The following is a 14,822-nucleotide window of genomic DNA, read 5'->3' on the forward strand; positions in this document are numbered from 1 at the left end:
GCTCCCGGCAGTTGAAACGATAAAGCATATGACCGCATAAACAGAACAATGGCTAAACTTTTTTCCGACCGCGAAATACGCGCCATTGCGGTATTCCTGCCGTTGGCCGGGCTGCTGATCATAGCCCTGATGCTCGTACGCCCGGCAGCCGACCCCGAAGCGGCCCGCCGCGCCGAGGCCGAGATGGAGGAGGCGTTGCCCGCGGACAGCGTCGTGATGTCGCATTTCGACCCCAACACGGCCTCGCTCGACGACCTGCGGCGACTCGGGCTTACGAAGCACGAAGCGGTGAGCCTGCTGAAATACCGCGCCGCGGGCAAAGTGTTCCGCATACCCGAGGACCTGACGCTCTGCTACGGCATCAGCGACTCGCTCTACCGGCGGCTCGAACCCTGGGTGCGCATCGGCCGCAAATACGCCATCGCACCCGAAAAATACCGCACGGGGCGCATTCTCCCCGAACCGCTCGCACCCGGGCCGTTCCGCATCGACACCGTGAGCGCCCGCTACCTGCGCGCCATCGGGGCCTTGTCGAAGCGTCAGGCCGAGGCGTTCATCCGCTGGCGGGATTTGAGCGGCATCTACGACATGGAGGACCTGCGCGAATGCTACGTCGTGAGCGACTCGGTGGCCGCGGCGCTGAAACCCTACGTCATCTTCCCGGAACGGAAGGCGCGGCCGATCGAACAGCCCGTGGAGCTGAACACGGCCGATTCGGCGACGCTGCGCTCGGTTGTGGGCATCGGTCCCAGGACCGTCGTGGCGATCATGCACTACCGCGAACGGCTCGGCGGATTCGTCCGCGCGGAGCAACTCGCAGAGGTTCCGGGAGTGCGGGAACGCAATTATGAAAAAATTTTGAAACAAATTTACTGCGATAGTTGCAAAATTCGGAAAATTGATATTAACTTTGCAAGTCCGAAAGTGCTGGGGAAACACCCCTACATAGCACCGCAGGCATTACGAAAATTGCTGAAAGCAAGACAGTTGAAAGGAGGTTGGAGTACCGCTGGAGAATTGGTGGAACAGAACATATTGACCCGCGAGGAGGCAGCACGGCTGGCTCCTTATCTGCAATTCGGGTCGGACAGCGGACCTGCCGACGAATAAAACGACCGTTTTTGGGGAAGATGCATCGAGGATGCGCACCCCGCAGTTTTCAGAACGAACAAACAGATTCAAAACAACAAAAAACAAAGAATATTATGATTATCATGCCGGTAAAAGAGGGCGAAAACATCGAGCGCGCCCTGAAAAAGTTCAAACGTAAATACGAGCGCACGGGCGTCCTGAAGGAGCTTCGCCGCCGCCAGTACTTCACCAAGCCTTCGATCGCGAAGCGCGAGGCGATGCAGCACGCCATTTACGTGGAACACATGTACCGCGACGACGAATAATTTCCGCAAGATATGAAACCAGAACCGGGAACACTCCGAAAGGAATGTTCCCGGTTTTTCTATGCCGTAATCAGCCCGATCAGCGCAGGAACAACAGTTCGCGATACTTCGGCAGCGGCCAGATCTGATCGTCGACGATCTCTTCCAGCTTGTCGATATGGCGGCGGATCTCGTCGAAGCAGACAGCCACGGTATCGTGGTAGGCAATGGCCTTTTCACGCGGGTCCTCGATCCGGTTGGCAACCTTGCGGGCGTCGATCATCTCGCCGGTGAGTTTCTGGATCGAGGCCGTATGGTCCTGAATCTTCTTGATAAGCAGAATGTCCGACGAGGCGTTCAGCCCTCCGATCTGATGCATCTTATAGACCTTGTCGAGCAACTGCGCCTCGTATTTCGAAGCGATCGGCACGATGTGGTTCATCGCCAGGTCGCCCAGCACGCGGCCTTCGATCTGGATTTTCTTGGTATAGGTCTCCCACTTCACCTCGGTGCGGGCTTCGAGTTCGACCTTGGTGAAAACTCCCATATCGCCGAACATCTTCAGGCTCTCCCTGTCCAGGTAGCGGTCGAAGATCAGCGGCGTCGACGTCTCGCAGTCCAGACCGCGCCGCTTCGCCTCGGCCTTCCACTCGTCCGAATAGCCGTTGCCGTCGAACCGGATGGCCTTGCAGGCCTTGATCATCTGCTTGAGCACCTCGTAAATGGCCCTCTCCTTCTTGGCCCCGGCCTCGATCTTGGCGTCCACGGCCTTCTTGAACTCGGTCAGTTCGTATGCCATCGCCGAGTTGAGCACGATCATCGCCTCGGCGCAGTTGTCCGACGAACCCACGGCGCGGAACTCGAAGCGGTTGCCCGTGAAGGCGAACGGCGAGGTGCGGTTGCGGTCGGTGTTGTCCAGCAGCAGCGTCGGGATGTGCGAAATGCCGCTCATCTTGAAGACGTTCTTGGCGTCGAAACGGATGGCGTCGTCGCCCTTCGATGCGGCCAGCTTGTCCAGCACGGCCGACACCTGCGTTCCGAGGAAGGTCGAAATGATGGCGGGAGGCGCCTCGTTGGCGCCCAGCCGGTGAGCGTTCGTCGCGCTCATAATCGACGCCTTCAGCAGGCCGTTGTGCTTGTAAACCGCCGAAATGGCGTTCACCAGGAAAGTGATGAACTGGAGGTTCTCCGAAGCGGTCTTGCCCGGACCGAGCAGGTTCACGCCCGTATCGGTTCCCAGCGACCAGTTGTTGTGCTTGCCCGATCCGTTGATCCCCTTGAAGGGTTTTTCGTGCAGCAGCACGCGGAACTGGTGACGGCGGGCGATCTTGTCCATAATGGTCATCAGCAACTGGTTGTGGTCGTTGGCCAGGTTGGCCTCCTCGTAAACCGGAGCCAGCTCGAACTGATTGGGAGCCACCTCGTTGTGGCGCGTCTTGACCGGAATTCCCAACTTCAGGCACTCGTATTCGAGGTCCTTCATAAAGGCCATCACACGCGTCGGAATCGCCCCGAAATAGTGGTCTTCCAACTGCTGGTTCTTGGCCGACTCGTGTCCCATGAGCGTACGCCCCGTGAGCATCAGGTCGGGACGCACGGCCCAAAGGCTCTCGTCCACGAGGAAATATTCCTGCTCCCAGCCCAGGTAGGAAAAGACCTTCTCGACATTCTTGTCGAAATAGCGGCACACCTCCGTGGCGGCCTTGTCGATGGCCGTCAGCGAGCGCAGCAGGGGCACTTTGTAGTCGAGCGCCTCGCCCGTGTAGGCGATGAAGACGGTAGGGATACAGAGCGTCGTGTCGACGATGAAGGCGGGCGACGTGGGGTCCCAGGCCGAGTAGCCGCGGGCCTCGAACGTATTGCGGATGCCGCCGTTGGGGAACGACGAGGCGTCGGGCTCCTGCTGCACGAGCAGCTTGCCGGAGAACTCCTCCAGCACGCCGCCCTGACCGTCCGGCTCGGCAAAGGCGTCGTGTTTCTCGGCCGTACCGCCCGTCAGGGGTTGAAACCAGTGGGTATAGTGGTCCGCACCGTGCTCCAGCGCCCACTGGCGCATACCCGCCGCGATGCTGTCGGCAACTTCGCGCGTAAGCGGCGTGCGTTTTTCCATCGTGTCGAGCAGGGCCGCATAGGTGCGCTTGTCGAGATACTTCCGCATAGCCGCACGTCCAAATACCTTCTTTCCGAAGTAGTCCGACGGGCGTCCCTCGGGAACTTTCACCTCGACGGCCGTGTGATTTATGGCCGCATCGACCATCTTGAATCTGAGTAATGATGACATATACCTGACTGATTAAGGGTTTAGTGTTCGTAGAAAAAACCGCGCGGGGAAGGACCCGATAATTGCAAACTAAAACCTAACCTGAAATTCAACCGGACAACTGCCTCCCGGCAGGACCTGCCGACCTAACTAACCCGGGGCCGCTCCCCCGCTGCGGTACATCTTTCGTTCCGGCTACAAATGTACGAATTATTCCGTTACGTTGTTTTTACAAAATCACCGTTTTTTCAAAAAACAGCCGTTTTTTTCATCATTTTCCCGAAAAAACAACCGTTTTTCGCCGCACACACCCGAAAATTTCAGTCATTTTTCGAAAAACAGCCTCATTTTTCACGAAAAATCCCCAAAATACATTTTTTCGTTTTTTTCCAAAACAAGCAGAAATAAAGACCATTTTTCAACCATTCAACCACACCGAAGACAGCATCCGCGCCGGGCCGTCCGGAAATGCGGCGGGCGGCGAAATCCGGAAAAATTCCGCTGCACTGTTATTTTCGTAACAATTTCTTGTTACAATTCGGTAATTAATTTGTAACTTTACGTGCAATTTTGAAACAGAACGAAACTACACACATACTAATCTCTAAATAGTCATGGCAAATACCAAACGTGAAAAGCTGTTCACCGAGTTCCCGCCGGTCCCGACCGAAAAGTGGGAAGAGGTGATTACAGCCGACCTGAAAGGAGCCGATTACGAGCGCAAGCTGGTGTGGCGTACGGGAGAAGGATTCAACGTCCGCCCCTACTACCGCGCCGAAAACCTCGAAGGCATCCGTTTTCTGGGCTCGCAGGCAGGCGAGTTCCCGTACGTCAGAGGTACGCGCAGCCACAATCGCTGGCGCGTGCATCAGACCGTCGAGGTAAAATGTCCCAGGGAGGCCAACGCCGAGGCGCTGAAACTCCTCAACTCGGGCGTCGATTCATTGGGCTTCTCAATCGCGAAGGAGGGCTTCACGGCCGAAGAACTCGATCAGCTGCTCGCCGGAATCTCGATCCCGGCCATCGAAATGGTCTTCTGCGGCGCGCAGACGGGCAGCATCGCCGAACTGGTGATCGCCAAGCTCGAAAAGGAAGGCACTGCCTCCGAGGCGCACGTGGCCTTCTCGATCGACCCGCTGGTCAAGGGACTGTCGCAGAAAGGCGACTTCTGCTCGCCCAACGGCGAAAAGTGCTTCGCGAAGATCGCCTCGCTGATCGAAAAGACCCGCGAGTACAAGCACATCCGTATCGTGACCGTCTCGGCCGGCATCTTCTCGAACGCCGGATCGACCATCGTCGAGGAGCTGGCGTTCGCCCTCTCGGCCGGTAACGATTACATCGCGCGCCTGACCGACGCCGGCGTGGACGCCGAGCTGGCGGCCCGCAAGCTGCGCTTCTCGTTCTCGGTCACCTCGAACTACTTCCTCGAAATCGCCAAGTTCCGCGCGGCGCGCATGCTGTGGGCCAACATCGTCAAGGGTTACAACCCCTCGAAGAACTGCGCCTGCAAAATGCACATCCACGCCCGCACGGCAGACTGGAACCAGACCGTTTACGATCCCTATGTCAATATGCTCCGCGGCACGACGGAGGCCATGTCGGCCACCATCGCCGGCGTACATTCGCTGGAGGTGACGCCGTTCGACGCCGCGTTCGAAAGCCCCACGGAGTTCTCGAAGCGCATCGCCCGCAACGTCGAACTGCTCCTGAAGCACGAATCGCACTTCGACCAGGTGGTAGACCCCGCAGGCGGCTCGTACTACGTGGAGAACCTCACGCAGTCGATCGCCGCCGAGGCCTGGAAGCTCTTCCTCGAAATCGAGGAGAAGGGCGGCTACGCCGAGGCCTACAAGGCCGGCTTCATCAAGGAGCGCGTGGAGGCTTCGGCCGCCGCCAAGGACAAGGCCATCGCAACGCGCCGCCAGACGCTGCTCGGCGCCAACCAGTTCCCCAACTTCACGGAGGTGGCCCCGAAGGAGATCACCGCCGAAGCCGTCACCCGTCCCGCTGCCGAAGGCAACGTCCTCACGCCCTACCGCGGCGCCATGGCCTTCGAGGCGATGCGCCTGCACGTGGACCGCTCGGGCAAACAGCCCAAGGCGTTCATGCTCACCTGCGGCAACCTGGCGATGGCCCGCGCCCGCGCCCAGTTCTCGTGCAACTTCTTCGCCTGCGCCGGAATCCGCGTGCAGGACAACACCTTCTTCAAGTCGATCGAGGAGGGCGTGAAGGCCGCACTCGAATCGAAAGCCGAGATCGTGGTGGTCTGCGCTTCGGACGACGATTACGCAGAGGCCGCACCGAAGGTGAAGGAGCTGCTCGCCGGCAAAGCCATTCTCGTAGTCGCAGGCGCTCCCGCATGCGCACCCGAACTGGAGGCCCAGGGCATCACGAACTTCATCTCGGTGAAGTCGAACGTCCTGGAGACTCTGAAGTTTTATCTTAAAGAAATGGGCATCTGATCATGAGAGCTAAATTTTCAGAACTGACATACGAAGCAGGCGGGCAGAAGAGCTGCTGCGCCTCGAAAGGCTGCGGACAGGTGGAGCCGTGGCTGACGGCCGAGCGCATCCCCGTCAAGGGCGCCTATACGGCCGAAGACCTCGAAGGCATGGAGCACCTGAACTACGCGGCAGGCATCGCCCCGTTCCTGCGCGGCCCCTACTCGACGATGTACGTGATGCGTCCGTGGACCATCCGCCAGTACGCCGGATTCTCGACCGCCGAGGAGTCCAACGCATTCTACCGCCGCAATCTCGCCGCCGGACAGAAAGGTCTGTCGGTGGCCTTCGACCTGGCAACGCACCGCGGTTACGACGCCGACCACCCGCGCGTGGTGGGCGACGTGGGCAAGGCCGGCGTGTCGATCTGCTCGGTGGAGGACATGAAGGTGCTCTTCAACGGCATTCCGCTCGACCGGATGTCGGTGTCGATGACCATGAACGGCGCCGTGCTGCCGATCCTGGCCTTCTACATCGTGACGGGCCTGGAGCAGGGCTGCACGCTCGACCAGCTGGCCGGTACGATCCAGAACGACATCCTCAAGGAGTTCATGGTGCGCAACACCTATATATATCCGCCCGAGTTCTCGATGCGGATCATCGCCGACATCTTCGAGTACACCTCGAAGAACATGCCCAAGTTCAACTCGATCTCGATTTCGGGTTACCACATGCAGGAGGCGGGCGCCACGAACGACATCGAGCTGGCCTACACGCTGGCCGACGGTCTGGAGTACCTGCGCGCCGGCGTCAACGCAGGCATGTCGATCGACGCCTTCGCACCGCGTCTGTCGTTCTTCTGGGCCATCGGCATGAACCACTTCATGGAAATCGCCAAGATGCGCGCCGCGCGTATGCTGTGGGCCAAGATCGTTAAACAGTTCAACCCCAAGAACCCCAAGTCGCTGGCGCTGCGCACCCACTCGCAGACCTCGGGCTGGTCGCTCACCGAGCAGGACCCGTTCAACAACGTGGCCCGCACGGCCATCGAGGCCATGGGCGCCGCGCTGGGACACACCCAGTCGCTGCACACCAACGCCTTGGACGAGGCGATCGCCCTGCCGACCGACTTCTCGGCGCGTATTGCGCGTAACACGCAGATCTACATTCAGGAGGAGACCAACATCTGCCGCGAGGTCGACCCGTGGGCAGGTTCCTACTACATCGAGACGCTGACCAACGAGATCGCCCACAAAGCCTGGGAGCGCATCGAGGAGGTCGAGAAGCTGGGCGGTATGGCCAAGGCCATCGAGACCGGCATTCCGAAGATGCGCATCGAGGAGGCGTCGGCCCGCAAGCAGGCCCGCATCGACTCCGGCGAGGAGAAGATCATCGGCATCAACGAATACCGTCTGGAGAAGGAGGCCCCGATCGACATTCTCGCCGTGGACAACACGGCCGTGCGCGAGAGCCAGATCAAGCGGCTCAAGGAGCTGCGCGCCAACCGCGACGAAGCTGCCGTGAAGAAGGCGCTGGCCGCCATCACCGAGTGCGTGAAGAGCAAGCAGGGCAACCTGCTCGAACTGGCCGTCGAGGCCGCCAAGGTCCGCGCCTCGCTGGGCGAAATCTCCGATGCCTGCGAAGTGGTCGTAGGCCGCTACAAAGCTGTTATCCGTTCCATTTCAGGTGTATACTCTTCAGAAGTGAAAAACGACAAATCCTTCGAGCGCGCCAAGGAGCTGTGCGCCGAATTCGCCAAGAAAGAGGGCCGTCAGCCGCGCGTGATGATCGCCAAGCTCGGCCAGGACGGACACGACCGCGGCGCCAAGGTGGTCGCTACGGGTTATGCCGACATCGGCTTCGACGTCGACATGGGTCCGCTGTTCCAGACTCCGGAGGAGGCCGCCAAGCAGGCCGTCGAAAACGACGTGCACGTAGTCGGCGTATCGTCGCTGGCCGCCGGCCACCTGACGCTCGTGCCGCAGATCATCGCCGAGTTGAAGAAGCTGGGCCGCGAGGACATCATCGTCATCGTCGGCGGCGTGATCCCCGCGCAGGACTACGATGAACTCTACCGCGACGGCGCCGCCGCCATCTTCGGCCCCGGTACGCCGATCGCCACGGCAGCCATCAAGATCCTCGAAATCCTGCTCGCCGAGTAAATTCCCGGCTCCGACAAGAGAAACGCCGCGGTCGCAAGACCGGGGCGTTTTTTGTTCCGGAGCACTTCGGGAGGGACTTTTTTCACCCGCCAAAGACCGGAACGGGAGTTTTTGCATTATCTTTACGACTGAAATACACAAATTCATTACAACGTTCCATTCGCATGAAGAAAACCCTCATTCTGTTGCTTGCCTGCTGTGCCTGCATCCGGTCGCAGGCGCAGACACCGGAGGCGGCCGCCGCACCGGAACCCTCCGCAACCCGGACCGACAGCACCCTGACATTCCCCGAACCTGAATTCATCGGCCAGGCACTGGCTATCCGGCCCGACAACAGAACCGAGCAGCTCGTCCAGGAGAGCCTGGCTCCCCGCCACCGGTCGTCCACCGGGCAGAAACTGTTCGGCATCGGAAAGGACCACATCGACGAAATGACGCTGAAAGGCGCGCAGTCCCCCGTCCGGTTCCGGAAGAGCGACGGCATCGCCTTTATCATCCGCGTTCCGGACAACCTGATCGACCCGATGTCGGTGATCAGCGTCTTCCGGTTCAAGGTCAAGAAGAAGATGCGGATCGCCGAATACGCGTCGGTCGGAACCTTCGGCGACCGGCAGCGCAACACGCTGGAACGGCAGCCCTTCATCTCGCGCCGGTTCGGAAGCAGCTCCTACCTCATCATCCTGAAAGGCGTCGAGACCGGAGAATACGGCATCACGGTCGATGCGCTGGGCAGTCTCAACGTTTCGACATTCGGGGTGGACGAATAAACCCGCGTTCCATGACAAACAATCCCCGCAACCGAGGTTGCGGGGATTGTTCTTTCGGCAGCCGGCAATGGAATCACAGGCAGGCCTCCAGAATCCGGCGGGCCATGGCGCCGTCGACGTTCTGCGCCTCGCCGAACCGATCGCCCGCAGCCGTGAAGCGGCGTTCGATCTCGGCGATGGTCTCTTCGCCGATACCCTCCTCCGAAAGGCGTGTCGAGAGGCCCAGCGAACGGAAGAACGCCTCGTTGGCCGCAATCGTGCGGTCGATGCGCTCCTCCTCCGAACCGCCGGCAATGCCCCAGATACGCTCGCCGTATTGCAGCAGTTTGCCGCGTTTCTGCCCGCGCAGCACGCGCAGCGTACCGTTGATGACAATGGCCAGCGTCGCACCGTGCGTCAAGCCGTGCAGCGCCGTCAGCTCGTGGCCGATCATGTGCGTCGCCCAGTCCTGCGTCACGCCCATACGGATCATGTCGTTCAGGGCCAGCGTCGCCGAAAGCATGTATTCCGACATCGTGTCGTAATCGCGCTCGTCCGCCAGCGCTTTGGGAGCGATTTCGACCACCGTATGCAGGATGCCTTCGGCCCAGCGGTCCATCAGCCGCGACTGATGGGGCGTAGTCATATACTGCTCCAGCACATGCACGAAAGTATCCGCAAGTCCGCAGGCTACCTGACGCTTCGGCAGCGAATAGAGCGTCTCGGGATCGAGGATCGAGAAGACCGGATAATCGCCGTAGAAAGCATATTTTTCCTTGGTCTCGTAGCGCGAAATGACCGCCCCGGAGTTCATCTCGGAACCCGTGGCCGACATGGTGAGGACCGTAGCCAGCGGCACGGTCTTGCCGGCCTGCCCCTTGAGCACGATGTCCCATGCATCGCCGTCGTAGAGAAGGCCCGCAGCGATGAGTTTCGTACCGTCGATGACCGACCCGCCGCCGACAGCCAGCAGGAAGTCCACCTTCCGCTCTTTGCCCAGCGCAATGGCTTCGCGCAGGGTCTCGACCGACGGATTCGCCTCGATGCCCCAGAACTCGACCAGGTCGCGGCCTTCGAGTGCGGCGACGACCTGATCGTAGACGCCGTTACGCTTGACGCTTCCGCCGCCGAAGGTCAGCATGATGCGTTTTCCGGCGGGAATGAGCTTCGGCAGACGGGCGATCTGGCCCTTGCCGAAAACCAGTTTGGTCGGATTGTGATAGATGAAGTTGTTCATGGCGAATATTTATTTATCCTATTACGAAGAGAATGAATGACCGGACGGCTCCGAAACCGGATTGCACCTGGTTTGACAGGGCCTCCGGCTGTTAAAAGAGCCGTTACGCCTCTAAAGATACGAAAAAAGCCGGACTGCGCAGAGAATTCTCCGCTAATTTTCAATCTTTGCGGTGAGAGCTGCCGGTTTGTGCTTAAACGAAGCAGAGCGCGGATGGGTGTACCGAAGTACGTCCCATTCGCGCCCTGCAGGAGCAAGTGCAAAGATGCACCGTAAAATCAATCGTTTAGAAGTACTTGCCGCGCAGGTCCTGAATCTTGGCCATCTGCTGGATAGCCGGGATGGCGAACTGCTGGGCCATGCCCTCGGCCATGGCCTGGGCGCGAACTTTCTCGCCTTCGGCGGTCTGCTTGTCGTCGGTCTTGACATCCCCGACCTCGAAGACATAGACGCCCGAAAGTCCCTTCACGGGAGCCGACAGGGCACCCTTCTCGGCCGATGCGATGGCGCCCACCAGACGAGGCTCCATGCCCACGCCGTTCACGTAGAACGAACCGAAAGTCACATCGGAGAAGTCCTCCACCTCCGAGCCGAGACTTGCAGCCTGTTCGGCGAGGGTCGAACCCGAAAGGCTCTTGACGATATAATCGTATTTTTTGTCGCGAAGAAGCTGCGAACGGATCTGGGCCGAAACCTTATTCAGCGGTGCGTACTCATTGTCGTCGATCTCGGTCAGCGTGGCAATCACGTAGTCCTTGCCTACATTGAAGATCGCCGAAAGGTCGCCCTCCTTCGCTCCGTAGGCCCAGCGGGCCACCTCGCGCGAATCCTCAAGGCCGCGGATCGTACGGTCGCCCTGGGCAATCGCAGCCACGCGGGGCGTCACGGCAGCCGTCGAAGCGGCATCTGCGAATGCGGCGGCCGAACCCTTGGCGTTGACCATGAACGAACCGGCCTGGTTGTGCACGTCGCGGCGCGTGGCGGCCGAAGCCTCCACGGGATAGGTGATCGTAGCCACCTGCACGTGTTTCGAAGGTTTGTCGGCACGGTATACCTGCATCAGCTGGATGGCGTCGCCCGAAGCGATCTTCACGATGTCGCCCTGTCTGGCATTGGCCAAAGCGGCGGCGAACTCGCCCGTGAAGGCCGAGAAAGGCAGCACTCCCACTTCACCGCCGTTGGCGGCCGTAGCGTCGTAAACCGAATAACGGGCAGCGGTCTGCGCGAAATCGCCCCCCTTCTTCAGCACCGTCAGCAGGCTGTCGGCAAGCGCCTCCTGCGCATAGGGCAGCACGATATGACGTACGCCCACCGAGTCGGGAACCATCTTCGAATCGAGCGCGCGGGACATCGTCCACTCGTTGTTCTTCAGCACGGGACCGTACATCTCGCCCGCCATCAGCGCCTTGGCCTCCTCGTCGGAGAGCTGTGCGGCGGAAACGTAGCTGTCGGCGATCTTGCCGTTGCGGTTGGCGCGGACGAAGGTCTTCACCTCCTCGGCGGCGGCGAACTCCCGGCCCACCTCCGTCACGCTCTTCTCAAGCGCCAGCAGGTCGTCGTCCGTGGGGGAGACCTCGAATACGACATACGAAATCGTACGCGACGGGGTCTGCTTGAACTGGTTCTTATGGCTGTTGTAGTAAGCCTTCACATCACCCGACGACACCTTGACGAGCGAATCGGGAACGGCCGAGAACTTCTTGCCGGCCCACTTGCCCGAGAAAGACTTGTTGGCGGCCTCGACACCGCGGGCGACCTCCAGCGAATTGACGTAAACGCCGCCCTTCACCAGTCCGAAGTACTTCTGCACCTCGCGCTCCAGACGGGCCTGCTCGTTGAGCTGCGCCCAGGCATTGGCCGCCTCGGGGTTGGTCTCGGCCTGCGCGAGGAACTGGCTGATGGCAGCCACGCTGTACTCGCCCGTGCGGGGATCGGCGAAAGCATTGTAGAAAGCCTGCGAAGGATGCTGTCCGCTGACCATCGCCAGACGCTCCGGCTCGGTGACGCGAAGTCCCATCCGGTCGAAACCGGGCGTCAGCACGTGCTTGGCGATCAGCGCCTGCCAGGCGGCATTGGCCAGCATGGCCGACTGCTGCTCGTCGCTCTCCTGCATGTTGTTCTGCGACTTAATCGTCTCGTACTGGTCGTAGTACTCCGAATAGTTGATCTTCTCGCCGTCGATCACACCAACACGCGGGTCGTTGCCCGAGAAGCCCATTTCAGTCTTCAGAGAGAGGATGAATGCCAAGAGGGCCAGTGCGATGATGATCGAAAGCACGATGCCGAACTTGGTTCGTAAAGTGTTTAAACTTGCCATATAAATTGTTAATTATTCGTATTGTTTCGAATTATCAGCCAAAGGTAGTAAAATTAATTGTAAAAAGAACAGAATAAAAGTAAAAATATACGCACGCTTCGCCCCCGTAATCCCCGCCGGGACGGGAATTTACCGGAAAGGCGGCGGAATCCGGCCCACGCTACAATTTCTTCACCCGCGCCAGTTCGATGCGCGAACGCGTCGTACGGAGAATCCGCAATTGCAGGCCGCCGATGAAAACCGTCTCCCCGGCGGTGGGAATACCCTCGTAATTGAAGATGATGAAACCGGCCAGCGTGTCGTATTCCTTGCTCTCCTCGATGCCGAGGTTGTATTTTTCATTCAGGTATTTCACCTCCAGGCGGCACGAGAGAACATACTCGTCGGGGCCGACCTGCTTTTCGGTGAGGTCCGGAATGTCGTGCTCGTCCTCGATCTCGCCGAAAATCTGCTCCAGCACGTCTTCGAGCGAAATGACGCCCGCCGTGCCGCCGAATTCGTCGATCACGACGGCGATGTTCGAACGGTGCTTGATGAAATTCTCCAGCATCAGCTGCAAAGGCATGGTCTCGGGCACGAAATTGACCTCCATCATCACGTCGGCGATCTGCCGGGGCCGCGTGAAAAGGCTTTTCGAATTGACGTAGCCCACGATGTTGTCGATCGACTTGCGCCAGACGAAGATACGCGAATATTTCGAGTCGACGAAACGCGCCGTGAGCTGTTCGATCGAGGTGTCGTCGATGTCCACGGCCTCGACGTCCACACGCGGAACCATGCAGTCCCTGACGCGCAGGTCGGCGAAATCCAGCGCGTTCTGGAAGAGTTTCAGCTCGTTGTCCGGTTCCGAATGCTGCTCCGGGCTGTTCGAGTCGAGCAGCGCCGCGAGGTCCTCGCGGTCGAAACTCGGAGTGATGTTCCGCTCCTCGACGCGGCGGCCCAGAAGGTGCAGAATGCCGTGGGAAAGCAGCGTCGTGAAACGCGCCACCGGATAGAGTACGATGTAGAAAAAATAGATCACCGGCGCCAGCGCGCGGTAATAGAAATTGGGATTGTTCCTGAAAATCGACTTGGGGAGAAACTCGGCGAAGAAGATGATGATGACCGTCGAAACGGCGGTGTCCACGGCGACCGAGCCGCTCCGGGCGAGCTGCTCCCACCCCAGCGAGGCGTAAATGCTGCGCAGAAGCAGCGACATCGACAGCGAATAGACGACCAGCGCGATGTTGTTGCCCACAAGGATCGTGGTGATATACTGCCCCGGATGGCGGGCGAAAACCTCGGCAATCTGGTCGAACATGCGGTTCTGCTTGCGGTCGATCTCCAGCTTGAGACGGTTCTTGCTCGTAAAGGCAATCTCCATCCCCGAGAAAAAAGCCGACAGCAACAGCATTACGACGATCAGGACGACGGTGGTGAGCATCGCTTTCAGTTTTTGAGTTTGGGTTCGACGGAAACCTGCTCCTCCCGCAGGACCGGACGCGCCTCCTCCCGGGAGCCGTCCCGCATTTTCAGCGGCCGGCGCTCAACCTCCGCTTCGGGTCTTCCGACCTGCCTTTCAGCCGGCCCGGCGGGAATCTCCCGGGCCGGAGCGGCCCTCCCGGATTCGGACGTCCGGACGGCGGACCGACTGTCGGAGGGCCGGCTGTCGGAGGGCCGGCTGTCGGAGGGTTTCGGAACCGGGCGCACGGACGTGGAATCCGTGGCCGCGGAGTCGGCGCTCTGCTTCATCTCGACCTCCATACGGCCCTTCATGCGGCGAAAACGCCAGTCCTTGAACTCCTCGTCCGATTCGAAACCTTCGCCGATGAAGACATCGCGGCCGTTGTTCTGCACGATCTTCGAATCGACGTTCGAATAGATTTTCTTGGTCCGCGCATTCCAGAACAACTGCTGGGTGTAGAGGGTCTTGCCGTCGGATTTCTCGACGACGACGTTGCCCTTGGCCTCCCACAGTTCGCGGTTCTCGTAATAGATGGCGTAGTTGGCCGTCAGCACGGCGTCCACCGTGGTCAGCGAATCGTTCTGGTAGGTAGTGATCTTCACGCCCTTGCGGAATTCGCGGTAAGGTTCGCGGGCCAGCGAATAACCTTCGAGCAGCGGCGTGACGAAATGGTACGACCGGCGGCCGTTCTGCGACATCACGACCGAAAGGTCCTCGCTGTATTCGGTCATCATTGTCTCCTCGGAAGCCGACGCGCGGCCCGCATCCTTGTCCGCACACGAGAATAGCAAGATAGCACTCCCCGTCACGGAGAGTGCTACCCTGATCGTTCTTGTCAT

The 14,822-nt window shown here is 59.7% G+C and carries 10 protein-coding genes; 5 read left to right on the forward strand and 5 right to left on the reverse strand.

The genetic code is table 11. The features are described from left to right. The first annotated feature begins 48 nt into the window (after nt 1-48). Both NQ492_RS03230 and rpsU read left to right on the forward strand, forming a co-directional pair. Nucleotides 49-1,110 (forward strand): helix-hairpin-helix domain-containing protein, encoded by a 1,062-nt coding sequence (locus tag NQ492_RS03230; RefSeq protein ID WP_015547894.1) that lies wholly within the window; start codon nt 49-51, stop codon nt 1,108-1,110. 95 nt (nt 1,111-1,205) lie between these two features. Further along, entirely contained in the window at nt 1,206-1,397 is a 192-nt protein-coding gene (rpsU, locus tag NQ492_RS03235) for a 30S ribosomal protein S21 (protein WP_015547895.1), read from the forward strand. Nucleotides 1,398-1,476: 79 nt separating this feature from the next. Here rpsU and NQ492_RS03240 read toward each other — a convergent pair whose 3' ends face one another. Next, nucleotides 1,477-3,633 carry a glutamine synthetase III family protein gene (locus tag NQ492_RS03240; protein WP_015547896.1) on the reverse strand — a complete coding sequence of 719 codons (2,157 nt, stop codon included), beginning with the start codon at nt 3,631-3,633 and terminating at the stop codon, nt 1,477-1,479. Between the two features lie 617 nt (nt 3,634-4,250). Between NQ492_RS03240 and NQ492_RS03245 the strand changes: the two genes are divergently transcribed. From NQ492_RS03245 to NQ492_RS03255, 3 genes are all read left to right on the forward strand, one after another. Further along, a complete protein-coding gene (locus tag NQ492_RS03245) occupies nt 4,251-6,098 on the forward strand; it encodes a methylmalonyl-CoA mutase family protein (RefSeq protein ID WP_015547898.1) in 1,848 nt (615 codons plus the stop codon). Nucleotides 6,099-6,100: 2 nt separating this feature from the next. Further along, nucleotides 6,101-8,239, forward strand: coding sequence for a methylmalonyl-CoA mutase (gene scpA, locus NQ492_RS03250; protein ID WP_015547899.1), 2,139 nt, complete (start codon nt 6,101-6,103; stop codon nt 8,237-8,239). A gap of 164 nt (nt 8,240-8,403) precedes the next feature. Further along, nucleotides 8,404-9,006 carry a hypothetical protein gene (locus NQ492_RS03255; protein ID WP_015547900.1) on the forward strand — a complete coding sequence of 201 codons (603 nt, stop codon included), beginning with the start codon at nt 8,404-8,406 and terminating at the stop codon, nt 9,004-9,006. Nucleotides 9,007-9,079: 73 nt separating this feature from the next. Here the strand turns inward: NQ492_RS03255 and NQ492_RS03260 are convergent, their stop codons facing one another. From NQ492_RS03260 to lptC, 4 genes are all read right to left on the reverse strand, one after another. Next, a complete protein-coding gene (locus tag NQ492_RS03260) occupies nt 9,080-10,222 on the reverse strand; it encodes an iron-containing alcohol dehydrogenase (RefSeq protein ID WP_015547901.1) in 1,143 nt (380 codons plus the stop codon). Nucleotides 10,223-10,508: 286 nt separating this feature from the next. Further along, nucleotides 10,509-12,539 (reverse strand): peptidylprolyl isomerase, encoded by a 2,031-nt coding sequence (locus tag NQ492_RS03265; RefSeq protein WP_015547902.1) that lies wholly within the window; start codon nt 12,537-12,539, stop codon nt 10,509-10,511. A 160-nt stretch (nt 12,540-12,699) separates the two neighbouring features. Beyond that, entirely contained in the window at nt 12,700-13,962 is a 1,263-nt protein-coding gene (locus NQ492_RS03270; protein ID WP_015547903.1) for a hemolysin family protein, read from the reverse strand. A gap of 5 nt (nt 13,963-13,967) precedes the next feature. Continuing rightward, entirely contained in the window at nt 13,968-14,822 is an 855-nt protein-coding gene (gene lptC / locus NQ492_RS03275) for an LPS export ABC transporter periplasmic protein LptC (RefSeq protein ID WP_083810300.1), read from the reverse strand.

It is taken from the genome of Alistipes shahii WAL 8301 (assembly GCF_025145845.1).
GTDB lineage: Bacteria > Bacteroidota > Bacteroidia > Bacteroidales > Rikenellaceae > Alistipes > Alistipes shahii.